This window comes from Burkholderia sp. CpTa8-5 (assembly GCF_017815045.1).
GTDB classification, from domain to species: Bacteria; Pseudomonadota; Gammaproteobacteria; order Burkholderiales; family Burkholderiaceae; genus Burkholderia; species Burkholderia sola.
In genome coordinates this window covers 39,346-64,622 of sequence record NZ_JAGIQD010000012.1, presented here as the reverse complement: position 1 = coordinate 64,622, position 25,277 = coordinate 39,346, and the positions used below count along the sequence as shown (strand labels likewise).

Sequence of the window (25,277 nt, the reverse complement as noted above, 5' to 3'; positions counted from 1 at the left end):
GGATATTTCTATTATTGCCGGCAAGACGGTGGCTCACTACAATAGAGTTGCAAGGGAAGGGGGTAGGTTATGGTGGATCTTGAAAAAAGGGTGATTGAGTTTGTAAGGAAAAAATCCGGATTCTCTATATCATTCATGGCCGATGAGATAACGGAAAGTACCGATTTGGATCTGGACTTGCGTTTTGATGATTGTGAGGTCGAGGATCTGATGCGGGAGTATTCGGCGAAATTTAATGTTGATATAAGTGGGTTCGATATTAAGAAATATTATCCAGAAGACGATTCTTCGTTTCTTGACTTGATCAATCCGTTTAAGAAAAAAGTGATCCATCGTGTTCCGGATCTGAATGTTCGAATGCTGATCGCATCGGCAAAAGCGGGGCGCTGGCTCTACGACTGACCGCTCACCGAGTTTGTCTACGACCTGACGGGGGGGCGCTGTCCGGCGTTGCTGCAAACATCGCGCAGCCCCTTTTTCATATCGGTGCGCGTAAAGGAGGGCCGACAGCGTGGCGTTCAGCCCCCGCTCACATCTCCCCACGCCGCGAGCAGATCGACATGATCTGCTGGATCGCATAGTTGTCGCGCACGCCCGGCAGCGACTGCACCACGCACTCGTGAAAGCGCCGTTCGCGCGGCAGCAGCATCGCGTTGTTGCGGTACAGCGCATCGCATGAGCGCTGGATCAGCTGCGCGGCGGCGCCGTTGCGGCTCTCGCGCAGCGCATTGAGCATGCAGTCGTCGTATTGCGCGCTGCCGTCGGTCAGCGCGAAGGCTGCTCCCGGCAGCGCCAGCGCGACGGCCACCCATGCGATCGCACGAATCGTTCGTTTCAAGTCCCCTCCGATGGTGTGGGTCGGGTCGGCGGACAGCATAACGTAAAGTGGTCGACGCGGCTGACGCGTTGCGGGCCGGCGCGCCGTGGCATGACGGGCGCGCCGGCTTCTCCCCGATTTCTTCCGACGAAAACCGGTTTTACACCGCTGCTGTGCGGCGCGGACGCATTGCCATATACTGTATATCCATACAGTTGTGGGTGGCATCATGCTCGCATCCTCCATTTCTCCCGAGTCCCTTCATCCGTCGCTGTGGCGCGGCTCGCAGCTCGCGCGCGGCGGTCCGCGCACGATCGAGACCGGCTTCGCGCCGCTGTCGGCCGAGCTGCCGGGCGGCGGCTGGCCGGTCGGCGGCCTCGTCGAACTGCTGGCCGCGCAGCCGGGCTGCGGCGAGATGCGGCTGCTCGCGCCCGCGCTCGCCCGCGCCGTCAGCGCGCGGCGGCCGCTCGCGCTCGTCGCGCCGCCGCAGTCACCGCATGCCACCGCGCTCGCCAGCCTCGGCGTGCCGGACGACGCGCTGCTGTGGTTGCGCGCCGGTAGCCGCACCGATGCATTGTGGGCCGCCGAGCAGGCGCTCAAGACCGGCTGTTGCGGCGCGCTGCTGCTCTGGCAGGACGCGCGGCCCGATGCGCTGCGCCGCCTGCATCTCGCGGCCGCGCGCACCGGCGACACGCTGTTCGTGATGCTGCGCCCGCTGTCGGCCGCGCGGCAGCCGTCGCCGGCCGTGCTGCGCGTCGCGCTGCATCCGGTGCCGGGCGGCGTGTCGCTCGACATCGTCAAGCGTCGCGGGCCCGCGCGCAGCGAGCCGCTCGTGCTCGATTTGCCGTCGCCCATCGTGGAGAGCCGCTATGCGCGTCTTGCTCGGCATCCATCTGCCGCGCCTGCCGCTCGACGTGTGCGCCCCGCCGCCGTCTGACGCAGCGGCCGGCGAGGCTAGCGACGCCGGCTGTGCGGTGCTCGAGCAGGGCGTCGTGCTGATCGCCGATGCGGCCGCGCGCCGACAGGGCGTGCGCGCGGGCATGAAGCGCGGCGGCGTGCTGACGCTCGCGCCCGCGACGCAGCTCGTCGAACGCGATCCCGCCCGCGAAGCCGATGCGCTGCGCGCGGTCGCGCTCGCGCTGCTGCGCTTCTCGCCGTGCGTCGCGCTCGACGACGAAGCCACGCTGATCGTCGACGTCGGCCCGAGCCTGCGCCTGTTCGGCGGGCTGCCGTCGCTGTGCCGCCAGGTGCGCGCGACGCTCGCGGCGCTCGGCTATGCGGCGCGCCTGTCCGCCGCGCCGACCGGGCGCGGCGCGTGGCTGCTCGCGCGCACGTCGGCGCGCTCGCGCATGCGGCGCCGCGTCGCGCGTCACGCGTCGCTCGTCCGCACGCTCGACCGGCTGCCCTGCGTGCTGCTGCCCGACGCGCGTCCGTATGCGGGCTGGTTCGACGGCCTCGGCTGTCGCACGCTTGCCGATCTGCGCCGCCTGCCGCGCGCGGGGCTGCAGCGGCGCTGCGGTCCCGCGCTGCTGGCCGCGCTCGATCGGGCGTACGGCGAAGCGGTCGAGCCGCTCGCGTGGATGGCGGTGCCGCCCGTGTTCGACGTGCGGCTCGAATTGCCGGAGCGCGTCGACTACGCGGAAGCCGTGCTGTTCGCCGCACGGCGGCTCGTCGTGCAGCTGTGCGGCTGGCTGGCCGCGCGGCAACTGTCGCTGGCCGCGATGACGTTCGAGCTCGAGCACGAGCGCGGCCGCCAGGCCGTGCCGCCGACCCCGCTCGAACTCGCGTTCGCGGCGCCCGTGCGCGACGAAGCGCATTTCATGCGGCTGCTCGGCGAGCGGCTCGCGCGCGTCGAGCTGCCGGCCGCGGTGATCGCGGTGCGGCTGAAGGCCACGCGCGTCGAACCGGTCGCGCCGCCGGCCGACGATCTTTTTCCCGAGCCGGGCGGTACGCGGGAAACCCGCGAGCGGTTGCTCGAGCTGCTGGTCGCGCGGCTCGGCACGGACAACGTATTGCGCGCGGCGCCTGTCGCCGATCATCGTCCCGAGGTCGCGAACCGCTGGTTGCCGCTCGATGCGCAAGCGGGCAAGCCTGTTGCCGGTTCGCCCGCCGCGCCGCCGCGTCCCGCGTGGCTGCTCGCCGAACCGCTGCCGCTTCTGATGCGCGGCGAGCGGCCGGTATTTCATACGCCACTCCGGATGATGTCGTCGGCCGAGCGGATCGAGGCCGGGTGGTTCGACGGACAGTTGATCGCACGCGATTACCACGTCGCGCAGGACGAAGAGGGCGCGTGCTACTGGGTATTCATGGAGCGGACGAGCAGTCAGGCTGCCCCGCGCTGGTTCCTGCACGGTTTGTTCGGGTGAGCGGAGATGGCTGCGGAATTCAGTTTGCTGCCCGATTACGCGGAGTTGTTCTGCCGCTCGAACTTTTCGTTCCTGCATGGCGCGTCGCATGCGGACGAACTGGTCGAGCGTGCGGCGGAACTCGGCTATCGCGGGATCGCGATCACCGACGAATGCTCGCTCGCCGGCGCGCCGCGCATGCATGTCGCCGCGAAGGCGAAAGGGCTGCCGCTTGTCATCGGTTCGTATTTCGACGTCACGCCGGATGAAGTCGCGCCCGGCCAGGATCCGGGCCCCGGTGCGTTCGGGCTCGTGTTGCTCGCGCAGAACCGCGAAGGGTACGGCAACCTGTCCGAGTTGATTTCGTGGCGGCGGATGGAGTCGCCGAAGGGAACTTACCGGCTGACGTCGCGAATGTTGTCGAGGCCGCCTGAGAAATTCGCCCATCTGCGCGGCATGCCCGACTGCTTCGCGATTCTCGTGCCGACGTATCCGGTGCGGGCGGCCGTGCTCGATGCGCAGGTCGCATGGTTCCGCGCGACCTTCGGCGAGCGTGCGCGGCTCGGGCTCGTGCAGTTGCAGCGTGCGCTGGATGGTGCGCAGCGCGACGAGATTCGCGAGGCCGGCAAACGGCGCGGCGTGCGCATCGTCGCGCTTGGCGACGTGACGATGCATAAGCGCTCCTGCAAACCGCTGCAGGACGTGATGACGGCGATTCGCGTCGGGATGCCGGTTTCTGAATGCGGCTATGCGCTCGCGCCGAATGCGGAGCAGCATCTGCGTTGGCGGAAGCGAATCGCAGAACTGTTTTCGCCGAACGAGATGGCGGAGACGTGCGCGATTCTCGATGCATGCGACGTCGATCTCGGCAAGCTGCGCTACGAGTATCCCGACGAGATCGTGCCGAAGGGGCTCACGCCGACGCGCTATCTGGAACAGGAAACCTTTGCGGGAGCGGCCGGGCGTTATCCGAACGGCATCCCGGAAAAAGTAGAGCAGCAGATCCGGTACGAACTCGATCTGATCGCCCGGCTGAAATACGAACCGTTCTTCCTGACCGTCTACGACATCGTCAAATACGCGCGCAGCCAGAACATCCTGTGCCAGGGCCGCGGCTCGGCCGCGAATTCGGTGGTCTGCTATTGCCTCGGCATCACCGAAGTGAATCCCGAGCAAAGCACGATGCTGTTCGAGCGCTTCATCAGCGCGGAACGCGGCGAGCCGCCCGACATCGACGTCGATTTCGAGCATCAGCGCCGGGAAGAAGTGATCCAGCACATCTACAAAAAATACGGGCACGACCGCGCCGCGCTCGCGGCCGCCGTTTCGACGTATCGTCCGCGCGGCGTGCTGCGCGAAACCGGCAAGGCGCTCGGCGTCGACCCGATGCTGGTCGATCGGGTCGCGAAGGGGCATCGCTGGTTCGACGGCAGCCGCGATCTGCTGCAGCAATTCGCGTCGACCGGGCTCGATCCCGAAACGCCGCTGATTCGCACATGGGCCGAACTGGCGGGGCGCTTGCTCAACTTCCCGCGTCACCTGTCGCAGCATTCGGGCGGCTTCGTGATCAGCCGCGGCAAGCTCACGCGGCTCGTGCCGGTCGAGAACGCGGCGATGGACGGGCGGCGCGTGATCCAGTGGGACAAGGACGATCTCGAGGCGCTCGGGCTGATGAAGGTCGACGTGCTCGCGCTCGGCATGCTGTCGGCGCTGCATCGCGCGTTCGACCTGCGCACCGCGTGGCGCGGGCCGCCGGAGCCGGACGGCGAACCGTTTACGCTGAAACACATTCCGCAGGATGACAAAGCAACCTACGACATGATCTGCCGCGCCGATACCGTCGGTGTGTTCCAGATCGAATCGCGTGCGCAGATGTCGATGCTGCCGCGGCTGCGGCCGCGCCACTATTACGATCTCGTGGTCCAGGTGTCGATCGTGCGGCCCGGCCCGATTCAGGGCGGCGCGGTGCATCCGTATTTGCAGCGGCGCAGGATCGTGGCCGGCGAAGAGGAGGGTGAGGTCACGTATCCGAGCGACGCGCTCAAGGAAGTGCTCATTCGCACGCTGGGTGTGCCGATCTTCCAGGAACAGGTGATGCAGATCGCGATCGTCGCCGCAGGTTTTACGCCTGGCGAAGCGGACGACTTGCGTCGCGCGATGGCCGCATGGAAGCGCAAGGGCAATCTCGAGAAATATCAGGACAAGATCATCAGCGGGATGCTCGAACGCAACTACACGCGCGAATTCGCCGAGCAGATCTTCGAGCAGATCAAGGGCTTCGGCGAATACGGTTTTCCCGAAAGCCATGCGGCCAGTTTCGCGAAACTCGCGTACGCGAGCAGCTGGCTCAAGTGCCACGAACCGGCGATCTTCCTCGCCGCGCTGCTGAACAGCCAGCCGATGGGCTTCTACCCGCCGTCGCAGCTCGTGCAGGACGCGAAGCGTCATCGCGTGAAGGTGCTGCCGATCGACGTCACGCAAAGCAACTGGGAGGCCGCGCTCGAAGCGCTGCCCGATCAGCCGCCGCCACACGGCCAGCCGGCCGTGCGGCTCGGCCTGTCGCTCGTGCGCGGTCTTGGCGAAGCCGCTGCGCGCCGCATCGAAGCCGCCCGCGCCGCCGGCCCGTTCGACAACGTCGACAGCCTCGCCCGGCGCGCGCAGCTCGAACGGCGCGATCTCGAAGCGCTCGCCGCCGCGAACGCGCTCGCGACGCTCGCCGGCCATCGCCGCGATGCGCTGTGGCAGGCCGTCGCCGCGGCGCCTGAGCGCGACCTGCTCGCCGCCGCGCCGATCGACGAGGTGGAGCAACCCGCGCTCGGCGCACCGTCGGAAGCCGACGACATCCTCGCCGACTATCACACCACCGGCCTCACGCTGAATCGCCACCCGGTCGCGCTGCTGCGGCCGGCGCTGCGCGCGCAGCGGCTGTCGTCCGCGGCCGAGCTGCGCGATCGCCTCGACGGCCGGCTCGCACGCGCATGCGGTCTCGTGATCGCGCGGCAGATGCCGGGCACCGCGAAGGGCGTGATGTTCATGACGCTCGAAGACGAAACGGGTTGCGTGAACGTGATCGTCCGGCCCGAACTGCTCGCGCGGCAGCGTCGCGAAACGCTCGATTCGCGGCTGCTCGCGGCGTCCGGCGTGTGGCAGGTCGTCAGCGACGTGCGGCACCTCGTCGCGCAACATTTCGAGGATCTGACGCCGCTGCTCGGCGGCCTGCGCACGTCGAGCCGCGAATTCCACTGACGCCTGCATCGCGCCGGCCTGCTCGGCAGGTGCATACCAGTTGGCCAAATTGGTTCTATTCCGGTCTCATATTCACACCCGAAATCCCGCCGAACCGGGCGCCTGAGCCGTCCCTTTGCATACCACTTCGGGTAAATCCCTATGCCGTACTGCGTTGTAAACAAAGGCTTTGCTGGCACTAAAACGCTTGCCGCGCAAGGCTTTCGGCGATTTCCGCAGCGCTAATACCAGTTCGTTGACTGGTATTATGGTGGTTATATAATGCGTTCACTTTCGACGGTCCGAGATCGTCGTCCGACACCCGGAGGCACATGGAAACCGGCTGGTCCGAACTGGCGCCCGATCCCCTCGACGACACGCCGCTCTATCTGCAGCTCGCCCGCAACCTGGCGAGCGCGATTCACGCCGGCGCGTGGCGGGCCGGCGAGGCGCTGCCGTCGGAACGGCTGCTGTCGGTGTCGGTCGGCGTGTCGCGGATCACCGCGCGACGTGCGCTCGCGCTGCTGGTCGAGCAGGGCCTGATCAAGCGGGCGCGCGGCGCGGGCAGCTTCATCACGCCGCGCGTCGCCGATCCGCTGTCGCGTCTCGTCGGCTTCACCGCGAAGATGCAGCAGCGCGGCTTCGTGCCCGATTCGGTGTGGCTGGCGCGCACGCTGCGCACCGCGAGCCGCGACGAGCTCACGCATCTCGGCCTCGCGCCCGGCGCGACGGTCGCGCGGCTGGAGCGGCTGCGCCGCGCGGACGGCATCGTGATGGCGGTCGAGCATTCGACGCTGCCGGCCGCGGTGGTGCCCGATCCGCAGGCGCTCGGCGCGTCGCTGTACGAATACCTCGAGGCGCGCGGCATGACCGTCGTGCGCGCGTTGCAGCACTTTCGCGCCGCGAACGCGACGCACGCGATCGCGAAATGGATGGCGGTGAAGCCGGGCTCGGCGCTGCTGGTGATCACGCGGATCGGCTACGGCGCCGACCAGCGCGCGATCGAAGTGACCGAAACGTATTGCCGCGACGACTACTACGACTTCGTCGCCGAACTGAAACGCTGACGCGCGAGACTGCCCACACACCTCGCACCCTCCGCGCAATCGCGATGGAACGCAATCGCGCGTAATGAATCGCAACGGATTGGCCAATCACGACGCGGATGCCCGCGTCACCCGATCATCAAGAGAACGTCATGCTGACTGGCAACATCCTCACCTCCGACGGCTGGATTCTCGGTTCGCTCGATAGCGAGAACGGCCGCATCACCACGCTCGACGGCACGCCCGTCGATCCCGCGACGAACGACGCGCCTTACATCCTGCCCGGCTTCATCGACCTGCACGTGCATGGCGGCGGCGGCGCCGACGTGATGGAAGGCGGCGATGCGATCGAAACGATCGCTCGCACGCACGCGCAATTCGGCACGACGAGCCTGCTCGCGACGACGATGACCGCGCCGCGCGACGAACTGATGGAGGTCGTCGCGAACCTCGGCATCGTCGCCCGTACCCGCACGCCCGGCGGCGCGCGCGTGCTCGGCGTGCATCTCGAAGGCCCGTACATCAACCCCGGCAAGCTCGGCGCGCAGCCGGACGCGGCCGTGTCGGCCGTGCTCGACGAGGTGCTGAAGTACCTGTCGATCGCGCCGATCCGCGTCGTCACGCTCGCGCCGGAAATCGCCGGCCACATCGAGATCATCGGCGAGATGGCCGCGCGCGGCGTACGCGTGCAGCTCGGCCACTCGCTCGCGACCTACGACGACGCGGTCGCCGCGCTCAAGCACGGCGCGTGCGGTTTCACGCACCTGTTCAACGCGATGTCGCCGCTGCATCACCGCAACCCGGGCCTCGTCGGCGCGGCGCTCGCGCACGCCGAGTACGCGGAAATCATCCCCGATCTGCTGCACGTCCACCCCGGTGCGATCCGTGCGGCGCTGCGCGCGATCCCGCGCCTGTACGTCGTGACCGACAGCACGTCCGCGACCGGCATGCCCGACGGCGAATACCGGCTCGGCAGCCAGCACGTGACGAAGTGCCTCGGCGGCGTGCGGCTCGCCGACGGCACGCTCGCCGGCAGCACGCTGACGATGGACCAGGCGCTGCGCAACCTCGTGTCGCTCGGCCTGCCGATCGCCGACGTGTCGAACCGCATGTCGCGCTACGCGGCCGACTACCTCGGCATCGCCGATCGCGGCCGCCTCGAGCGCGGCGCATGGGCCGACCTCGCGGTGTTCGATCGCGACCTGAACCTCACCGCGACCTACGTCGAAGGAGAATCGATTGTCGAATATGCTTAAGGAAGCGCGCGAGTCCGCCCAGGTCGTCGCCGCGCAACTCGCCGACACCGCGCGCGTCGAAGCGCTCGCCGGCCAATTGCTCGATCACCCGCCGGCCGTCGCGCTGACGGTCGCGCGCGGCAGCTCGGATCACGCCGCCAGCTATTTCGCGAGCCTGACGATGAGCCGCCTCGGCGTGCCGGTCGCGTCGCTGCCGATGTCGGTCGCGACGCTGCAGCAGGCGCCGCTGAAGGTGCAGGACCAGCTCGCGCTCGCGTTCTCGCAGTCGGGCAAGAGCCCCGATCTCGTCAACACGATGGCCGCGCTGCGCGAAGCCGGCGCGCGCACCGTCGCCGCCGTCAACGTGCTGCCGTCGCCGCTCGCCGACGCGTGCGAGCACCAGCTGCCGCTGTTGGCCGGCCCCGAACTGTCGGTCGCCGCGACGAAGAGCTATATCGCGATGCTGTCGCTGTCCGCGCAGATCGTCGCGTACTGGCAGCGCGACGCCGCGCTGATCACCGCATTGCGCGGCCTGCCCGATGTGCTCGCGCAAGCCGGCCGGCTCGACTGGTCGCAGGCCGTCGCCGCGCTCGCGGGGGTCGAGCGGATGATCGTGATCGGTCGCGGCCTCGGCCTCGCGATCGCGCAGGAAGCCGCGCTGAAGCTGAAGGAAACCTCCGGCATCCAGGCCGAGGCATTCTCGAGCGCCGAAGTCCGCCACGGCCCGATGGAGCTGATCGACCGCGACTATCCGCTGCTCGTGTTCGCGCCGCCGGGGCCCGAGCAGGCCGGCCTGCTGCAGCTTGCCGCGGACATGCGCGCACGCGGCGCCGCCGTGCTGCTCGCGGCGCCAGCCGGCACGCCCGGCACATCCGACGCAAAGGGCACCGTGCTGCCGCTCGCGCAGTCGGCCCATTCGGCGCTCGACCCGATCGCCGCCATTCTTTCGTTCTACGTGATGGCGGCGGATCTCGCCGTCGCGCGCGGCCGCAATCCCGACACGCCGCGCCACCTGAATAAAGTCACCGAAACGCACTGACAGTCGAGAAAGCCGATGAGACGCGCCGAGGAATCCCAGTTGAAGAGCCCTAACCCCGATCAGATCGTCCTGCTTAGCCCGTTGACGGGGCCGATCGTTCCGCTGGCCGACGTGCCCGATCCGGTGTTCTCCGGCGGGATGTTCGGCGACGGCATCGGCATCGACCCGCTCGAAGGCCGGCTCGTCGCGCCGTGCGCGGGCGTCGTGTCGCATCTCGCACGCACCGGCCACGCGGTGACGATCACGACGCCGCAAGGCGCGGAAGTGCTGCTGCACATCGGCATCGACACCGTCGAGCTGAACGGGCAGGGCTTCGTCGCGCACGTCGAAGCCGGCGCGCGCGTCGAAGCGGGCGCGTTGTTGATCGAGTTCGACCAGGACGCGGTCGCGCGAAACGCGCATTCGCTGGTGTCGGTGATCGCGATCGCGAATTCCGACGCGTTCGAGGTCGTCGATCGCGCGAGCGGTTTCGCGACGGCCGGCGAGACGCCGTTGCTCGCGCTGCGCGGCAAGGGCGAAGCCGCCGCGCAGGCGGCGCAGGCCGGCGCGGCCGCGCACAACGAAGTGCGCCGCGAAATCGTGCTCGCGCAGCCGGGCGGCCTGCATGCGCGGCCGGCCGCACGGGCGCGGGAAGCCGCGCGCGGGCTCGACGCGAGCGTCGACGTGCTGTTCGACGGCCGCAAGGCGTCGATCGCGAGCGTCGTCGGCCTGCTCGGTCTCGGCGCCGGCGAAGGCGCGACGGTCGAGTTGGTCGGCCGCGGCGCGCACGCGCAGCAGGCCGTCGATGCGGTCGAGCGCGAGCTGCTGCGCGAAGCGCACGGCGAAGTGGAGGAAAAGCCGGCGCGGCTGAAGTCGCCCGCGCCGCAGACGGTCGCACGCCACGCCGGCGCGCCGCGCGATGGCGCGCCCATTGACCCGAACACGCTCGCCGGCGTGTGCGCCGCGCCCGGCATCGCGGTCGGCACGCTGGTGCGTCTCGACGATGCGGACATCGTGCCGCCCGAGCAGGCGACCGGCACGCCGGCCGCGGAAAGCCGCCGCCTCGACCAGGCACTGAAGGCGGTCGACGCCGAACTCGGCGAAACGGTGCGCAACGCATCGGCGCGCGGCGCGGTCGGCGAAGCGGGCATCTTCGCGGTGCATCGCGTGCTGCTGGAAGATCCGACGCTCGTCGATGCGGCGCGCGACCTGATCAGCCTCGGCAAGGGCGCGGGCTTCGCGTGGCGCGCGACGATCCGCACGCAGATCGACACGCTGTCGAAGCTCGACGATGCGCTGCTCGCCGAACGCGCGGCCGACCTGCGCGACATCGAGAAGCGCGTGCTGCGCGCGCTCGGTCACACGAACGGCGCCGCGCGCGCGCTGCCCGACGAGGCCGTGCTCGCGGCCGACGAATTCACGCCGTCCGACCTGTCGTCGCTCGATCGCGAACGCGTGACCGCGCTCGTGATGGCGCGCGGCGGCGCGACGTCGCACGCGGCGATCATCGCGCGGCAGCTCGGCATCCCGGCGCTGGTGGCGGTCGGCGATGCGCTGTACGCGATTCCGGACGGCACGCAGGTCGTCGTCGATGCGAGCTCGGGCCGGCTCGAACACGCGCCGACCGCGCTCGACGTCGAGCGCGCGCGGCACGAACGCCAGCGCCTGGACGGCGTGCGCGACGCGAACCGGCAACTGGCAGGTGTGGCGGCCGCGACCGTCGACGGCCGCGCGATCGAGGTCGCCGCGAACATCGCGACGCTCGACGACGCGAATACCGCAGTCGACAACGGCGCCGACGCGGTCGGCCTGCTGCGCACCGAACTGATGTTCATCCATCGTCTGGCCGCGCCGACGGCGGTCGAGCACCAGCAGAGCTACCAGTCGATCGTCGACGCGTTGCAGGGCCGCACGGCGATCATCCGCACGCTCGACGTCGGCGCCGACAAGGAAGTCGACTACCTGACGCTGCCGCCCGAACCGAACCCGGCGCTCGGCCTGCGCGGCATCCGTCTCGCGCAGGTGCGCCCCGATCTGCTCGACGATCAGTTGCAGGGCCTGCTCGCGGTGAAGCCGTTCGGCGCGGTGCGCATCCTGCTGCCGATGGTGACCGACGCAGGCGAACTCGTGCGGCTGAAAAAGCGCATCGACGAATTCGCGCGCGCGCAGGGCCGCACCGAGCCGATCGAGGTCGGCGTGATGATCGAGGTGCCGTCGGCCGCGCTGCTGGCCGACCAGCTCGCGCAGCACGCGGATTTCCTGTCGATCGGCACCAACGACCTCACGCAATACACGCTCGCGATGGACCGCTGCCAGGCCGATCTCGCCGCGCAGTCCGACGGCCTGCATCCGGCCGTGCTGCGCCTGATCGACATCGCGGTGCGCGGCGCGGAAAAGCACGGCAAGTGGGTCGGCGTATGCGGCGCGCTCGGCGGCGATCCGCTCGCGGTGCCGGTCCTGGTGGGCCTCGGCGTGACCGAACTGTCGGTCGATCCGGTGTCGGTGCCGGGCATCAAGGCGCGTGTGCGCCGTCTCGATTACCAGTTGTGCCGTCAGCGCGCGCAGGATCTGCTCGCGCTCGATTCGGCACAGGCGGTAAGGGCAGCAAGCCGCGAGGTCTGGCCGCTCGACTGAACGTCGGCGGCAGGCGCGCGACCCGTATCACTACCAAAGCAATCACCTCAACGACGATTCATGACGAGACAAGGATTGGAGGACTGAATGAACGGGAATCCGTTTCTGAAAATACAGGGTCTAGGCCGCGCGCTGATGCTGCCGATCGCGGTATTGCCGGTCGCCGGCATCCTGCTGCGACTCGGCCAGCCGGACGTGTTCAACATCAAGATGATCGCCGACGCCGGCGGCGCGATCTTCGACAACCTGCCGCTGTTGTTCGCGATCGGCGTGGCGGTCGGCTTCGCGAAGGACAACAACGGCGTGGCGGCGCTCGCGGGCGCGATCGGTTACCTGATCGAAACCGCGATCATGAAGGACATCGATCCCAAGCTGAACATGGGCGTGCTGTCCGGGATCATCGCGGGTGTCGTCGCGGGCCTGCTGTACAACCGCTATAAAGACATCAAGCTGCCGGACTACCTCGCGTTCTTCGGCGGCAAGCGGTTCGTGCCGATCATCACGGGGCTGGTGTGCGTGGTACTCGGGATCGTATTCGGGTACGTGTGGCAGCCGGTCCAGCATGCGATCGACGCGGCCGGCCAGTGGCTGACGACGGCGGGCGCGATCGGTGCGTTCGTGTTCGGCTTCCTGAACCGCCTGCTGCTCGTCACCGGCCTGCACCACATCATCAACTCGCTCGCGTGGTTCGTGTTCGGCAACTTCACGCCGCCGGCCGGCGGCGAGATCGTGCACGGCGACCTGCACCGCTTCTTCGCGGGCGACCCGACCGCGGGCACTTTCATGGCCGGCTTCTTCCCGATCATGATGTTCGGCCTGCCGGCCGCGTGTCTCGCGATGCTGCACGAAGCGCCGAAGGAGCGCCGCGCGATGGTCGGCGGCCTGCTGTTCTCGATGGCGCTGACGTCGTTCCTGACCGGCGTGACCGAGCCGATCGAATTCAGCTTCATGTTCCTCGCGCCGGTGCTGTACGTGATCCATGCGTTGCTGACGGGGCTGTCGCTCGCGATCTGCCAGATCCTCGGCGTGAAGCTCGGCTTCACGTTCTCGGCCGGCGCGATCGACTACGTGCTGAACTACGGGCTGTCGACGAAGGGCTGGATCGCGATTCCGCTCGGTATCGCGTACGGCGTCGCGTACTACGGGCTGTTCCGCTTCTTCATCCGCAAGTTCAACATGGCCACGCCGGGCCGTGAGCCGGCATCGACCGATGCGGCCACGGAATCGTACGCATCGGGCGGCTTCGTCGCACCGGGCGCGGCGGCACCGGCTGCCGTACCGCGCGCGCAACGCTACATCGCCGCGCTCGGCGGGGCGGCCAATCTGTCGGTCGTCGACGCGTGCACGACGCGCCTGCGCCTGACCGTCGTCGATCCGGAGAAGGTATCGGAGCCGGAACTGAAGTCGATCGGCGCACGCGGCGTGCTCAAGCGCGGCGGCAACAGCGTGCAGGTGATCATCGGGCCCGAGGCCGACATCATCGCCGACGAAATGCGTGCCGCGATCGGCAGCGGCGCGACCGGCGCGGCAGCAACGGCGCCGGCCGCCGCCGCGCAGCCCGTCACCGGCGCGGCCGCCGGCCCGCTCGATCCGGAGCCGACCCGCTGGCTCGCGGTGTTCGGCGGCGCGACCAACGTCGTGTCGCTCGATGCGGTGGCCACCACGCGCCTGCGCGTGGTCGTGCGCGATCCGTCGGCGGTCGATCGCGAGCGTCTCGGCACGCTCGACGTCGCATGGGTGTCGCTCGACACGTTCCACATCGTCTGCGGCAACGCGGCGGCGCGCTATGCCGAACAGCTCGGCGCGCGCCTGCCGCCGTCGGGCGGCGGGGCGGCTGCACAACCGGCGTGATGCGGTGAAGCCGGCGTGAGCGATCCGCGCGGCGGATCCGGGCCGGTGGTCAAAAGAACAACGGCTTGCGACGTACGCGTCGCAAGCCGTTTTCTTTTGGGGCGGGCGATGCGCGATGCGTTTGCCCGCCTCGCGCATCGCCAGATGCCTTCTTCAGCCGTTCACGGATTCGTCAGCGTGAAGGTCGGCTTCCGGTAGCCGACGCCGGCGCGCTCGAGCTTCGGCAATTCGCGTTGCGCGAGCAGCGTCGCGAAGCCGGCCCAGTCGCGCTGCAGCGCGGCGACGTCGACGTGATGCGTGTCGCCGCGCTTGAAGCGCACGCCGGCCGCATACGGCAGCTCCCAGTCGGCCCGGTGCCACGCGCGCTCGGCGAGCGCGAGCAGCCGCGGGTAGGTCATGTATTCGAGGAAGGTGTCGTTGCGCATCACCTCGCCCCACGCCTGGCCCTGCATGCCTTCGATGCGTGGCGCCGGGCCCGTGCCCGTCACCTCGAACGCGTTGCCGTCGCGGTCGCCCATCACTTCGGCGTTCTGCGGCAGGTTCTCCGGCGCGAGCGAGAACACCTTGTACTCGTCGGTCGCGTGCGAGCCCCAGTAGTAGCCGCGCTCGCGCGGATTGAGCGTGTACGGGAAGTCGAAGTACAGGTAGTCGGGCAGCGCGAGCACCGTCTGGTAGCCCTTGCCGCTCAGGTCGCGCGCGCTGTCCGACGCACCCCAGAAGATCGTGTCCCACAGCGACACCATCACGTGGCGCGTGCTGAAATCCTGCGGCCCGTTCGCGTGCTTGATGCCGTCCTGCCACGCGGCCATCGTGCCGATCCCGTTCGCGTCGACGGCCGCGCTCACCTGTTTCGCGAAACGCGTCGGCAGCTCGTCGATCGACTTGATCTCGCCGCGCTGGAGCAGCGCCGTGCACGCGGGCGACCGCGCCCACGGCTTGTCCTGCGCGGCCAGGTCGATGCGCCCCTTGTTCGGATCGGTGCCGTTCAGCGGCTGGAAGCCGCCGCCGAGGAAGATGTTCTTCGCTTCGTCGCCGCCGTAGTGCCAGGTTTGCAGCGGCGCCTGCGCGTCCGCGTGCATCGCCGCGATCTCGCGGATCACCTTAGACGCGAAGTTGAGCGCGCCCGGCACGCACGGGTTCAGGTCGCTGCGCCGGTCGTAGAACTGCACCGTCGTCAGGTTCGTCGTGTCCTGCGGGTCGAGCAGCCGATACGCGTTCGCTTCCTGCTCGCGGCCGGCCGCGTGCAGCCGCCGGTAGCGCGCCTCCATCGTCACGACGGCCGCGCGGGCGTGCGCGGGCATGTCGATCTCGGGGATGATCTGCACGAAGCGCGCGGCCGCGTAGCGCACGAGCGCCACGTAGTCGTCGCGCGTCAGGTAGCCGCCGCCCGAGCGGTTGTCGGGGCCGGAGCCGAGCTGCGGCAGCAGGCAGCGCGTCTCGCCCGGGTCGTGACAGCGGCGCGAGCCGATCTCGGTCAGCTCGGGCAGGCCGGGAATCTCGATGCGCCAGCCTTCGTCGTCGGACAGATGCAGGTGCAGGCGGTTGAGCTTGTACGCGCTCATCTGGTCGATCAGGCGGCGCAGCGTCGCCGGCTGCTTGAAGTTGCGCGCGAGGTCGACGTGCATCCCGCGATGCGTGAAGCGCGGCGCATCCTCGACCAGCATCGCCGGGATCGCGCCGCCGCCGGCCGGCGCGAGCGAATAGAGCGTCTGCACGCCGTAGTAGAGGCCCGCGCGGTCGTAGCCTTCGATCAGCACGCCGCGCGGCCCGATCGCGAGCCGGTAGCCGCCCGGTGTCGCGAGGTCGGCCGGCAGCCGGCGCGGCGCGACGAAGCCGCGCACCGGCACGCGTGCGCCGTCGAGCCCGAGAGTCGTCGCGCGCTCGCGCAGCGCCGCGACCTGCGCGTCAGGCAGGTCCGGCAGCGCGAGTTCGACGCCGCGCAGCTCGAGCGTGCCGGGCAGCGGCAATTCGCGCTTCACGCTCGGCAGCGCGCGGGCCGGATCGGGCCGTGTGGCCACCGGCGGCGCGTTGCCGGTCGAGTTGTTCTGCGCGTCGGCCGGCAGCGATTCGACGTAGCGCAGCTCGTTGTCGGTGTCGTTGTAGCGCAGCACGGCCGGCGGCGCGCCGTCGACGACGACGTACGGGCGCGGAATCACGTCGCTGTAGCGCAGCAGCCAGTATTCGGCGACGAACGGCAGCTCGATGCGCTCGCCGGGCGCGAGCCGCACCGAGCCCGGCTGCGGCGTCAGTTCGTACAGGTCGCCGGTGAGCCGCCGCAGCGCGAAGCCGGGGCGATCGATCCGCAGCAGGCGGCGGATGCTGTGCAGGTAGAGCTTCCAGCCGCCGTCGGCGATCGCCTGGTGGCCGCGGTTTTGCAGGATCAGGCGGCCCGTCGCGCAGGCCGCGCCGTCTGCGCCGAGATCGGCGCACGGCACGCCGGCCGCGGCCGCGTGGTTGTTGTCGACGGCGACGCGCAACGCGAGGCCGTTCGACAGCTGCGTCGCGAGGCTGGCTGCCTGGGCGGCGGCCGCTTGCGCGCTGCCGGCGGTCGCGCCGGCGGTGGCCGACGCCGGCAGCGCCGAGATCGCAGCGGGCGACAGCACCGCGATCAGCAGACCGGCAATGAGGGATGGCAAGGTACGCTTCAATTCGAACTCCTGAGAAAAAGAGGGCGTGGCGGCGCCGTGACGCGACGTCGCTGCGATCGGGTCTTTCAGTGGAGCTGCGGGAGATACCAGCACGCGGGGCGATGCGGCAGCCCCGCGCACAATCGGCACGCGGGGGCGTGCGTTACGGAACGGGAGGCGGGCATGCGTGCCGATCGGATCGGCGCGGCGGCGTGCGCGGATTCATCGGCGGCCCATGACGTTCGCCGCGGCGACGAGGCGGCCGCGGCCGGCGGCGCCCGGTTGGCCGCGCACGAGCATGAGCACGACGACGGCGCGCACCGTGGAACACGGACGTCGACACGGCGCGCAGGCGCACGCCACACACGGGAATCGCATGTCTCCCCCACCCAGAAGGAATCGGCCTGTCAGCGGCCGTGTCCAACGATCTTATGAAACCTTTTATTGGTATTCAAGTGGTATCAATCTGGCGCTAAATTGGCATCGATGCACGACGTGTGCCCGCGCGGCCAGGACGAAAAAAAACCTCGCGCGAAGCGAGGTTCTTTCTCTTCCGGACGGCGGCGCGCGATCGATCTGGCCGCGCGCGTCACCCGTCAGTGCATCGGTGTGTCAGTCGCGGCGCGCCCGCACGGACGCTTCCTGCGTCTTCTGCCGCGCTTCGAGCCACATCGCGTTGACGATGCCGAACGACAGCGCGACGCCGATACCGAGAATCCAGCTGAAATACCACATGGTCAGACTCCTTGCGAAACGGTAGGCGAGGGCGCCTGCGCGCCCCGGCCGGTTCAATGCATCAATACATCGAGTGCTTGTTTTCTTCGAGCGTCTGGTGCGTGACCTTGCCGCGCATCACGCGATACACCCAGCCCGTGTAGATCAGCACGATCGGGAGGAACACGATCACCGCGAACAGCATCACCTGCAGCGTCATGTGGCTCGACGTCGAATCCCACACGGTCAGGCTGCTGCGCGGGTCGAGCGACGACGGCATGATGAACGGGAACATCGAGAAGCCTGCGGTCAGGATCACGCCGGCGATCATCAGGCCGGTGCAGAAGAACGCCGTCTTTTCCTGCTTCGAGCCGGCGAGCAGCAGCGCGAGCACGCCGCCCGCGATCCCGACGACGGGCGCGGCGATCATCCACGGATAGTCGCCGTAGTTCGCGAGCCACAGGCCCGCGCCGGCGGCGACGTCCTTGAGCAGCGGGTTCGCGACGGTGTCCGTCGGCGCGGCGTGGGTGATGTGGAAGCCGCCGATATACGAGGCCACCAGCACGCCGGCCAGCACGAACAGCACGACCGCGAGGAACGACGCGACACGCAGCGCGATCGACGCACGGCGCGCGATCACGCCGTCGGTCTTCATCTTGATGAACGCGGCGCCGTGCGCGACGAGCATCGTGAGGCTGACGAGCCCGCACAGCAGCGCGAACGGGTTCAAGAGCGCCCAGAAGCCGCCGTAGTAGGTCACGCGCAGGTCGCTGTCGAACTTGAACGGCACGCCCTGCAGCAGGTTGCCGAACGCGACGCCGAACACGAGCGCCGGCACGAAGCCGCCGGCGAACAGGCCCCAGTCCCAGCCCGCGCGCCAGCGCGGGTCCGGCCGCTTGCTGCGATAGTCGAAGCCCACCGGCCGGAAGAACAGCGCGAACAGCACGAGCAGCATCGCGAAGTAGAAGCCGGAGAACGACGCCGCGTAGACGAGCGGCCAGGCCGCGAACATCGCGCCGCCGGCCGTGATCAGCCACACCTGGTTGCCTTCCCACGTCGCGCCGACCGTGTTGACGATGATGCGGCGCTCCTCGTCGGTCTTGCCGAGGAATGGCAGCAGCGCGGTCGCGCCCATGTCGAAGCCGTCGGTGACGGCGAAGCCGATCAGCAGCACGCCGACGAGCACCCACCAGATCAGCTTGAGAGTTGCATAGTCCATAGCGATTCCTTGTTCCGTTGCGAGTGCGTGCTCAGACGGCGGCCCGCTCGCCGGCAGCGACGAGTTCGTGGTGATAGCGGCCGGTATGCAGCGACGACGGGCCGAGGCGCGCGTACTTGAACATCAGCTTGATCTCGATGACGAACAGCGCGGTGTAGAACAGGATGAACCCGGCGAGACTCAGGTACAGGTCGCTCGGCTGCAGGCTCGACGCGGACAGGTGCGTCGGCAGCACGCCGGCGATCGTCCACGGCTGGCGGCCGAGCTCGGCGACGATCCAGCCGAATTCGATCGCGATCCACGGCAGCGGGATCGCCCACACCGCGTAGCGCAGGAACCAGCGGCGGTTGTCCTGCAGCAGTTGCCGCCGCGCGCAGAACCAGAACGCGGCAACGAACGTCGCGACGAACAGGAAGCCGAGGAACACCATGATCCGGAACGAGAAGAACACGGGTGCGACGGGCGGAATCGTCTTCTTCGCGGCGGCCTTGATCTGCTCGGGCGTCGCGTCGGTCACGTTCGGCGTGAACTGCTTGAGCATCAGCCCGTAGCCGAGATACTGCTTGTGCTGGTCGAACAGCGCGCGGGTCGCGTCGCTCGTGTCGCCCTGCTTGAGCTTCTGCAGCGCGCCGTACGCGATCATCCCGCTCTGGATGTGCTCCTCGCTGTGCTTCGCGAGGTCGCGCAGGCCGATCACCGGTTCGTCGATCGAGCGCGTCGCGATCAGGCCGAGCGCGTACGGAATCTTGATCGCATAGTCGGTGCGCTGTTCCGCCTGGTTCGGAATGCCGATCAGCGTGAACGACGCGGGCGCCGGCTGGGTTTCCCATTCCGATTCGATCGCGGCGAGCTTCATCTTCTGCACTTCGCCGGTCGTATAGCCCGATTCGTCGCCGAGCACGATCACGCACAGCGTCGCCGCGAGGCCGAAGCCGGCCGCGACCGCGAACGAGCGCAGCGCGAAGTCGACGTCGCGCTTCTTCAGCAGATACCACGACGACACGCCGAGCACGAACATCGCCGCCGACACGTAGCCGGCCGACACCGTGTGCACGAACTTCACCTGCGCGACCGGGTTGAACAGCACGTCGAACAGGCTCGTCATTTCCATGCGCATCGTCTGGTAGTTGAACTCGGCGCCGACCGGATTGTTCATCCAGCCGTTCGCGACGAGGATCCACAGCGCGGACAGGTTCGAGCCCAGCGCGACGAGGAACGTGACGATCAGGTGCTTGACCTTCGACAGGCGGTTCCAGCCGAAGAAGAACAGGCCGACGAACGTCGATTCGAGGAAGAACGCCATCAGGCCTTCGACCGCGAGCGGCACGCCGAAGATGTCGCCGACGTAGTGCGAGTAGTACGACCAGTTCGTGCCGAACTGGAATTCGAGCGTGATGCCGGTCGTCACGCCCATTGCGAAATTGATGCCGAACAGCTTGCCCCAGAACTGGGTCATGTCCTTGTAGACCTGTTTGCCGGTCATCACGTAGACGGCTTCCATGATGACGAGCAGCCAGGACAGGCCGAGCGTCAACGGCACGAACAGGAAGTGGTAGAGCGCCGTGATGCCGAACTGTAGACGTGACAGATCGACGACTTCACTACTTATCATGATGGTCTCCCTCGGTAGATGCAGGCGCCGGCACCGAGAGCAGCTTCTCGGCCACGGCGGCAGGCGGCAACGACATGTGCTCGGCCTGCGGATGATTGAAGAATGCGTATTTGAGCGACATCAGGAGGATCAGCTTGACGATCAGCACCAGGGTGATGTCGCGGGCGAGGGTGGGACCGCGTGCCCATGCGGCGATGCGCGCACGCCAGCCGATCGTGCCGGCCGGCCGCGAAGGCGGCGCAGGCTCTTTATTGATCGAGATCAAGGCGATTATCCTGAATCGATTTACGTCGGATTGGGGGCGACTTTACGTCGGATTTATGACGGCCGTGAAGCTGTTTTAATCCTTTTGCGCCTGACATGCCAATTTTAAAAGGACTGCTTTCCGATGCCGAGTGCTGCGATGCGGCAGACCGTCGCGAAACAGGGGGTAAAAATTGAGATGGATCAAGGTTATGCGGAAGGGCGCCGCACATGGCGTAATGCCTGATGAATCAGTTCAATTAATCGACGCAAAAACGGAGAGCGAAACGGCTGAAAAGCAGAGGAAAAGCTGCGGAAACCGGACGAAAAAAAACCGCTGCCGGTCGGGCAGCGGTTTTCGCTGAGGCGCTTTGGATCGCCGCGGATTTACGCGTATTCGGCGAGGGCGGTGCGCATCTTTTTCATGGCGCTCGCCTCGATCTGGCGGATGCGTTCCGCCGACACGCCGAATTCGGCAGCGAGATCGTGCAGCGTCGAGCCGCCCGAGCCGTCGTCGTCGACCTGCAGCCAGCGCGCCTCGATGATGCGGCGGCTGCGCGCATCGAGCGCGTCGAGCGCCTGCGCGATGCCGTCCGTCTGCAGCATGTCGCGTTGGCGCGCGGCGAGCACGGCGGTCGGCTCGTTGTGCGAGTCGGCCAGGTAGGCGATCGGCGCGTACGATTCCTCGCCGTCTTCCACCTGGCCCTCGAGCGCGATGTCGCCGCCCGACAGGCGCGTTTCCATCTCGGTGACTTCTTCGCGCTTGACGTTGAGCTCCTGCGCGAGGCCGTCGATTTCCTCGGGCGTCATCGCCTGCATGCTCTTCTTGTGGCTGCGCAGGTTGAAGAACAGCTTGCGCTGCGCCTTCGTCGTCGCGACCTTCACCATGCGCCAGTTGCGCAGGATGTACTCGTGGATCTCGGCCTTGATCCAGTGAATCGCATACGACACCAGGCGCACGTTTTGCGACGGGTCGAATCGCTTCACCGCTTTCATCAGGCCGATGTTGCCTTCCTGGATCAGATCGCCGTGCGGCAGGCCGTAGCCGAGATAGTTGCGCGCGATCGACACGACGAGACGCAGGTGCGACAGCACGAGGCGGCGCGCCGAGTCGAGGTCGTTGTTTTCGCGGAATTCGGTTGCATACCGGCGTTCCTCCTCGGCGGTCAGCAGCGGAATGCGGTTGACGGCCTGGATGTACGCGTCGATGTTGCCGAGCTGGCCCGGCAACATCGATTGGGCTGCGAGCGCCAGCGAGCCTGCCGATTCGGCCTTGGCCGGCGTCGGGCTCAGGGTGTTCGGAAGGGTCAGGGCGTGGCTCACTAAAAACTCCTTTGGAATCAGGGACAAACCGTTGGTCTCGGATGAGATTCCGGAGCCCATCTTAGCACTCCCACAATCCGAGTGCTAATTCCTTAGAGGCCACGGGGGCATCCAAGTTCCCGGTTTTCTATCGAGTCGTTCGAGTCGATAGTCTAATTTGCGACCGCGCTGGTGGTACGAAGTTCCGTAAGTGCTTGTTTCCGATAGTAATCAGTAGACGTTTTCGATTTTTGTAGTTTTGGAAGCAAACAATTTCGCTTCGCGATGCCGATTCGAAAAGTCCTTTACCATACCATTCAGTTCGCTCGGGCCGGCCGCTGCGGCAAGGCTCCATTCAACCCATAAAGTTGGAGTGTCAGATGAACAATAAGAAGAACCGCCGGCCCCGAAACCGGCTTGCGCTGCATGCGCTGCTGGCCGCGTCGCTGCTGGGCGGATCGGGCGCCGCGTTCGCGGACCGGTGGGGGATCCAGGCGGGCGGCGGATTTTCCGATCGCCACGGGATCGACAAGGCCGATCTCGGCGTGGTCTGGGATCCGGGCTGGAACTGGTGGGAAATCGGCGGCTGGCACTTCGCGTTCGTGATGGAAGGCCATGTCGGCTACTGGCACACCGGCGGCAACGTGCACGCCAACATCGGTGAATTCGGCGCGACGCCGATGTTCCGTTTCGTCAAGAGCGCGGGCCAGGTTCGCCCGTTCGTCGAAGCCGGCGCCGGCATCCGGTTCCTCACGCATCCGACGATCTCGAACAATCTGTCGCTGTCGACATCGTTCCAGTTCGCGGACGTCGTCGGCGTCGGCGCGCAGTTCGGCGAACGGCAACAGTATCAGGTGGGTTACCGTTTCCAACATGTGTCTAACGCGGGTATCAAAGAGCCGAATCCTGGTATAAATTTCCACCAGTTCTACGTGCAGTACAACTTCTGATCCGCACGCCGGCGCACGGCGGGCGCGTTGCCGAGGAGTCAGGCGATGGCGAAGGTGGTCGATGCGATTCGCGCGCTCGAGCGCGATCGGTTCCGGGCGATGGTCGACGGGGACGGCGAGGCGCTCGACGCGCAATTGTCGGACAAGGTGTTCTTCGTGCACACCAACGGCAAACGAGAAACCAAGCAGCAGTTCATCGACGCCATCGTCGCCGGCCGCCGCCGCTATCGTCAGATCGAGATCCAGTCGCAGGACCTGCTGCCCGTCGGCGATGCCACCTGCGTCGTGACCGGGCGCGCGTTGATCGAGATGGAAACGAACAACGGCGGCCTCGTGTTTCCGATCGCCTACACGGCCGTGCACACGCACGAGCACGGGCAGTGGCGGTTGCTCGCATGGCAGGCGACGCGGTGCGCGACCGAGACGTGAGCGCGGGTGGCGCTCGTTTTCATGTCCCGACCGAAGCGGCCTTCTGAGCCGCTTTTTGCTGTCTCGTGCGGCGCGGATCGCGCGGCGCACGGGCGGTCACGCACCGCTCGCTGACGTTTCAACCCTGAGCGGTCAGGCCGCCGCGCGGTGGTCCGCGCAGTGCCATGCCGAGCGGTTGATCGCGCTGACGACCGCATCGAGCGCCGCGACCGCCGCGTCGGCGTGCACGCCGACCCCATGCCGCAGCGGCGCGTCGCCGACCCGGCAGCCGACCGATACCGCGATCCGGCCGTCCGCGGTGCGCGTGTGCTCGCACGACGCGACGTCGATCGCGGCGCCAGCGGCCCCTGCCAATGCCGCGGCGAAATGTCGCGCGGCGTCGTCGGGTGTCGCATCGGCGGCGGGCGTCACCGCGATCTCGCGGTTTTGCCAGCGCGCGCCGCTGCCGTGGCGCGCGGCCGGGCCGTCGGTCTCGAAGAATTCGCGCGCGAACAGCGCGCAGATCGCGTCGCCCGTCACTTCCTCGCCCGAGGCGTCGGCGAGCGTCTGCACCGCGTGGCTGAACTCGATCTGGACGCGGCGCGTCGGCGTGAAACCCATTCCGCGTTCGAGCAGGAACGTCGCGCCGCCCTTGCCGGACTGGCTGTTCACGCGGATCACCGCGTCATAGCTGCGGCCGAGATCCGCCGGGTCGATCGGCAGGTACGGCACTTCCCAGATCGCGTCGGGGCGCTGCTGCGCGAAGCCCTTGCGGATCGCGTCCTGGTGCGAGCCCGAGAACGCGGTGAACACGAGGTCGCCCGCGTACGGATGGCGCGGATGCACGGGAATCTGGTTGCAGCGCTCGACGACGCGGCGCACCGCGTCGATGTCGGAGAAGTCGAGGCCCGGGTCGATGCCTTGCGTGTAGAGGTTCAGCGCGAGCGTGACGAGATCGACGTTGCCGGTGCGCTCGCCGTTGCCGAACAGGCAGCCTTCGATGCGGTCGGCGCCCGCGAGCAGCGCGAGTTCGGCCGCCGCGACCGCGGTGCCGCGATCGTTGTGCGGATGCACGGACAGCACGATGCTGTCGCGATACGCGAGGTTGCGGTCCATCCATTCGATCTGGTCGGCGAACACGTTCGGGGTCGCGGCCTCGACGGTGGCCGGCAGGTTGACGATCATCTTGTGGTCGCGGGTCGGGCGCCAGGTCTGCGCGACCGCGTCGCAGATCTCGCGCGCGAACGTCAGCTCGGTCATGCTGAAGGTTTCCGGCGAGTACTGGAAGGTCCAGTGCGTATCGGGGCGCGCGGCCGCGTGTGCCTTGATGATGCGCGTGCCGTCGATCGCGAGCGCCTTCACGTCGTCCTTCGACATCCCGAACACGATGCGGCGGAACGACGGGCAGACCGCGTTGTACAGGTGCACGATCGCGCGCGGCACGCCTTCGAGCGCATCGAACGTGCGCGCGATCAGGTCTTCGCGCGACTGCACGAGCACTTCGATCGTCACGTCGTCGGGAATCCGCTTGTCGTCGATCAGCTTGCGGACGAAATCGAAGTCGGTTTGCGACGCCGACGGAAAACCGACTTCGATCTCCTTGAAACCGATCGCGACCAGCATGTCGAAGAACTCGAGCTTCTGCTCGATGCTCATCGGCTCGATCAGCGACTGGTTGCCGTCGCGCAGGTCGGTGCTCATCCACACGGGCGCACGCTCGATGGTGCGGGCCGGCCAGCGGCGGCCATTGAGGCGGACGGGCTCGAACGGACGGTACTTGTCTTGCGGATTGCGCATCATCTTCTGGACCTCGGGTCTCAAGTCGCGAGCGAAGACGCGCGGCACGGGCGCCGGTTGGCGCTGCCTCGCACCCGGCGCGCGATGGCGCCGCGGATGCGGATGATCTTCGCGAATCGGCCGACGGATGGACGGACGAATGCTGACGACTTCGGGTTGTAAAAACTGCGAGAGGGGTACGGCGGGGAACTGCTGGGAGGACCGTGCGAACAGCACACGGCGCTACGACAGCCT

Annotated in this window: 19 protein-coding genes; 11 read left to right on the top strand and 8 right to left on the bottom strand. The window is 67.7% G+C overall.

What is annotated here, in order from left to right:
• Positions 1–69: 69 nt before the first annotated feature.
• The gene (locus J8I35_RS19480) at positions 70–402 is read left to right on the top strand and encodes a DUF1493 family protein (protein WP_063772900.1); all 333 of its coding nucleotides are present in this window, start codon (positions 70–72) and stop codon (positions 400–402) included.
• Between the two features lie 127 nt (positions 403–529).
• On the opposite strand, the gene J8I35_RS19475 is transcribed toward J8I35_RS19480, so the two are convergent.
• A complete protein-coding gene (locus J8I35_RS19475; RefSeq protein ID WP_050014825.1) occupies positions 530–838 on the bottom strand; it encodes a VF_A0006 family four-cysteine protein in 309 nt (102 codons plus the stop codon).
• Between the two features lie 208 nt (positions 839–1,046).
• Between J8I35_RS19475 and imuA the strand changes: the two genes are divergently transcribed.
• From imuA to nagE, 8 genes are all read left to right on the top strand, one after another.
• Positions 1,047–1,754, top strand: coding sequence for a translesion DNA synthesis-associated protein ImuA (imuA, locus tag J8I35_RS19470; RefSeq protein ID WP_209926626.1), 708 nt, complete (start codon positions 1,047–1,049; stop codon positions 1,752–1,754).
• Complete coding sequence (locus J8I35_RS19465) at positions 1,687–3,183, top strand: DNA polymerase Y family protein (RefSeq protein WP_209926624.1); 1,497 nt, start codon at positions 1,687–1,689, stop codon at positions 3,181–3,183. Before imuA ends, J8I35_RS19465 begins: the two co-directional genes overlap by 68 nt.
• A 6-nt stretch (positions 3,184–3,189) precedes the next feature.
• Positions 3,190–6,408: an error-prone DNA polymerase gene (locus J8I35_RS19460; protein WP_050014831.1), complete on the top strand. Its 3,219-nt coding sequence runs from the start codon at positions 3,190–3,192 to the stop codon at positions 6,406–6,408.
• Positions 6,409–6,719: 311 nt separating this feature from the next.
• On the top strand, positions 6,720–7,454 hold the full coding sequence (locus J8I35_RS19455; RefSeq protein WP_050014833.1) for a GntR family transcriptional regulator: 735 nt from the start codon (positions 6,720–6,722) through the stop codon (positions 7,452–7,454).
• A gap of 131 nt (positions 7,455–7,585) precedes the next feature.
• Entirely contained in the window at positions 7,586–8,689 is a 1,104-nt protein-coding gene (gene nagA / locus J8I35_RS19450) for an N-acetylglucosamine-6-phosphate deacetylase (protein WP_050014925.1), read from the top strand.
• The gene (locus J8I35_RS19445; RefSeq protein ID WP_050014835.1) at positions 8,682–9,707 is read left to right on the top strand and encodes an SIS domain-containing protein; all 1,026 of its coding nucleotides are present in this window, start codon (positions 8,682–8,684) and stop codon (positions 9,705–9,707) included. The genes nagA and J8I35_RS19445 overlap by 8 nt, the downstream gene beginning before the upstream one ends.
• A gap of 15 nt (positions 9,708–9,722) precedes the next feature.
• Positions 9,723–12,320 (top strand): phosphoenolpyruvate--protein phosphotransferase, encoded by a 2,598-nt coding sequence (gene ptsP / locus J8I35_RS19440; RefSeq protein WP_209926622.1) that lies wholly within the window; start codon positions 9,723–9,725, stop codon positions 12,318–12,320.
• Between the two features lie 87 nt (positions 12,321–12,407).
• The gene (nagE, locus tag J8I35_RS19435; protein WP_209926621.1) at positions 12,408–14,171 is read left to right on the top strand and encodes an N-acetylglucosamine-specific PTS transporter subunit IIBC; all 1,764 of its coding nucleotides are present in this window, start codon (positions 12,408–12,410) and stop codon (positions 14,169–14,171) included.
• 161 nt (positions 14,172–14,332) lie between these two features.
• Here the strand turns inward: nagE and J8I35_RS19430 are convergent, their stop codons facing one another.
• The 6 genes from J8I35_RS19430 to rpoH form a co-directional block, all read right to left on the bottom strand.
• On the bottom strand, positions 14,333–16,819 hold the full coding sequence (locus J8I35_RS19430) for a family 20 glycosylhydrolase (protein WP_209926613.1): 2,487 nt from the start codon (positions 16,817–16,819) through the stop codon (positions 14,333–14,335).
• A gap of 591 nt (positions 16,820–17,410) precedes the next feature.
• Positions 17,411–17,533 carry a cytochrome bd-I oxidase subunit CydX gene (gene cydX / locus J8I35_RS19425; RefSeq protein ID WP_060733353.1) on the bottom strand — a complete coding sequence of 41 codons (123 nt, stop codon included), beginning with the start codon at positions 17,531–17,533 and terminating at the stop codon, positions 17,411–17,413.
• 61 nt (positions 17,534–17,594) lie between these two features.
• On the bottom strand, positions 17,595–18,731 hold the full coding sequence (gene cydB, locus J8I35_RS19420) for a cytochrome d ubiquinol oxidase subunit II (RefSeq protein ID WP_050014841.1): 1,137 nt from the start codon (positions 18,729–18,731) through the stop codon (positions 17,595–17,597).
• Between the two features lie 31 nt (positions 18,732–18,762).
• Positions 18,763–20,343, bottom strand: coding sequence for a cytochrome ubiquinol oxidase subunit I (locus tag J8I35_RS19415; protein ID WP_089488835.1), 1,581 nt, complete (start codon positions 20,341–20,343; stop codon positions 18,763–18,765).
• On the bottom strand, positions 20,333–20,614 hold the full coding sequence (cydP, locus tag J8I35_RS19410) for a cytochrome oxidase putative small subunit CydP (RefSeq protein ID WP_027806881.1): 282 nt from the start codon (positions 20,612–20,614) through the stop codon (positions 20,333–20,335). The genes J8I35_RS19415 and cydP overlap by 11 nt, the downstream gene beginning before the upstream one ends.
• Before the next feature lie 359 nt (positions 20,615–20,973).
• Complete coding sequence (gene rpoH / locus J8I35_RS19405) at positions 20,974–21,909, bottom strand: RNA polymerase sigma factor RpoH (RefSeq protein ID WP_089488834.1); 936 nt, start codon at positions 21,907–21,909, stop codon at positions 20,974–20,976.
• Between the two features lie 359 nt (positions 21,910–22,268).
• Here rpoH and J8I35_RS19400 point away from each other — a divergent pair, with 359 nt between their 5' ends.
• Both J8I35_RS19400 and J8I35_RS19395 read left to right on the top strand, forming a co-directional pair.
• The gene (locus J8I35_RS19400; protein ID WP_209926611.1) at positions 22,269–22,838 is read left to right on the top strand and encodes an acyloxyacyl hydrolase; all 570 of its coding nucleotides are present in this window, start codon (positions 22,269–22,271) and stop codon (positions 22,836–22,838) included.
• A 45-nt stretch (positions 22,839–22,883) separates the two neighbouring features.
• The gene (locus tag J8I35_RS19395; RefSeq protein ID WP_011886076.1) at positions 22,884–23,267 is read left to right on the top strand and encodes a nuclear transport factor 2 family protein; all 384 of its coding nucleotides are present in this window, start codon (positions 22,884–22,886) and stop codon (positions 23,265–23,267) included.
• 132 nt (positions 23,268–23,399) lie between these two features.
• Here J8I35_RS19395 and leuA read toward each other — a convergent pair whose 3' ends face one another.
• Entirely contained in the window at positions 23,400–25,046 is a 1,647-nt protein-coding gene (leuA, locus tag J8I35_RS19390) for a 2-isopropylmalate synthase (protein WP_209926609.1), read from the bottom strand.
• Positions 25,047–25,277 lie beyond the last annotated feature (231 nt).

Excerpts from the sequence above, each read along its gene's own strand:
- J8I35_RS19480 (WP_063772900.1), top strand. The coding sequence starts at position 70 with ATGGTGGATCTTGAAAAAAGGGTGATTGAGTTTGTAAGGAAAAAATCC.
- imuA (WP_209926626.1), top strand. The coding sequence starts at position 1,047 with ATGCTCGCATCCTCCATTTCTCCCGAGTCCCTTCATCCGTCGCTGTGG.
- J8I35_RS19465 (WP_209926624.1), top strand. The coding sequence starts at position 1,687 with ATGCGCGTCTTGCTCGGCATCCATCTGCCGCGCCTGCCGCTCGACGTG.
- J8I35_RS19460 (WP_050014831.1), top strand. The coding sequence starts at position 3,190 with ATGGCTGCGGAATTCAGTTTGCTGCCCGATTACGCGGAGTTGTTCTGC.
- J8I35_RS19455 (WP_050014833.1), top strand. The coding sequence starts at position 6,720 with ATGGAAACCGGCTGGTCCGAACTGGCGCCCGATCCCCTCGACGACACG.
- nagA (WP_050014925.1), top strand. The coding sequence starts at position 7,586 with ATGCTGACTGGCAACATCCTCACCTCCGACGGCTGGATTCTCGGTTCG.
- J8I35_RS19445 (WP_050014835.1), top strand. The coding sequence starts at position 8,682 with ATGCTTAAGGAAGCGCGCGAGTCCGCCCAGGTCGTCGCCGCGCAACTC.
- ptsP (WP_209926622.1), top strand. The coding sequence starts at position 9,723 with ATGAGACGCGCCGAGGAATCCCAGTTGAAGAGCCCTAACCCCGATCAG.
- nagE (WP_209926621.1), top strand. The coding sequence starts at position 12,408 with ATGAACGGGAATCCGTTTCTGAAAATACAGGGTCTAGGCCGCGCGCTG.
- cydX (WP_060733353.1), bottom strand. The coding sequence starts at position 17,533 with ATGTGGTATTTCAGCTGGATTCTCGGTATCGGCGTCGCGCTGTCGTTC.
- cydB (WP_050014841.1), bottom strand. The coding sequence starts at position 18,731 with ATGGACTATGCAACTCTCAAGCTGATCTGGTGGGTGCTCGTCGGCGTG.
- J8I35_RS19415 (WP_089488835.1), bottom strand. The coding sequence starts at position 20,343 with ATGATAAGTAGTGAAGTCGTCGATCTGTCACGTCTACAGTTCGGCATC.
- J8I35_RS19400 (WP_209926611.1), top strand. The coding sequence starts at position 22,269 with ATGAACAATAAGAAGAACCGCCGGCCCCGAAACCGGCTTGCGCTGCAT.
- J8I35_RS19395 (WP_011886076.1), top strand. The coding sequence starts at position 22,884 with ATGGCGAAGGTGGTCGATGCGATTCGCGCGCTCGAGCGCGATCGGTTC.
- leuA (WP_209926609.1), bottom strand. The coding sequence starts at position 25,046 with ATGATGCGCAATCCGCAAGACAAGTACCGTCCGTTCGAGCCCGTCCGC.